Raw genomic sequence first — 686 nt, 5'->3', positions numbered from 1 at the left:
GCCATCAGCTCGCCCATGACACCGCCGGCAGCACCCGCGGCACAGCCGCCCGAGCTGTCGGCCATGGCTGAGCCCACCGCACAGCCAAGCAACGCATGGGCCATGGCACGACTAAGTTCGTCCAGTTGCGCATCTCCAATGGCATCCGCCCCCTGCGCTGCAAAGGTATTGATCACCGCCGTGCGCAGATTGTTTTGCAAGGCCTCTTCCAGATCGGTGCCCATGATGGCGCTTTCCAGCACAGCGCTGGTGATGCCTTGCACCGCATTGCGAGCGAGCAGCTGGCCCACCGTGCTGTTTGCATTCGCATTGGCCAACGTCGAAGGAAGACCGTTGGCGCCTTCCATCGGGATACTGTTCAGAATGCCCTGGCTGACCCCTGCTGTGGCCATGGTCAGCAACAGGCCGTGCACGTTCTCGCTACTGCCCAGTTCGTCGAGCACAGCGCCGATATCGCCCTTGTTGTTGATGAGGCTGACAGCAGCGGTAGCGGCCAGGGAAGAAACGCCTGCGGCAACGGCACCAGAAACGGCCACGCCAGTGGTCGTCAACACCGTCGCCCCTGCAACGGTCGTCGTGGTCAATTCCGCTCCGGCAGCCACTGCGAACCCGGCCTCGCTGGCAATCCCCGCCGTGAAGATCGTCACCACAATCGCCACCGCAATGGCCGCCTCTTTGGTCAGACC

1 protein-coding gene is annotated in these 686 nt (G+C 63.1%); it reads right to left on the bottom strand.

Annotation, left to right across the window (positions count from 1 at the left end; translation table 11 throughout):
* Positions 1 to 686 (bottom strand): DUF637 domain-containing protein (locus ABWV89_RS18855; RefSeq protein WP_353400627.1); only part of this gene is annotated, 686 nt, incomplete at both ends.

This window comes from Hydrogenophaga sp. 5NK40-0174, assembly GCF_040372165.1.
GTDB lineage: Bacteria > Pseudomonadota > Gammaproteobacteria > Burkholderiales > Burkholderiaceae_C > Hydrogenophaga.
The sequence above is the reverse complement of the archived record's forward strand: the minus strand, read 5'-3'. Positions and strand labels throughout refer to the sequence as shown.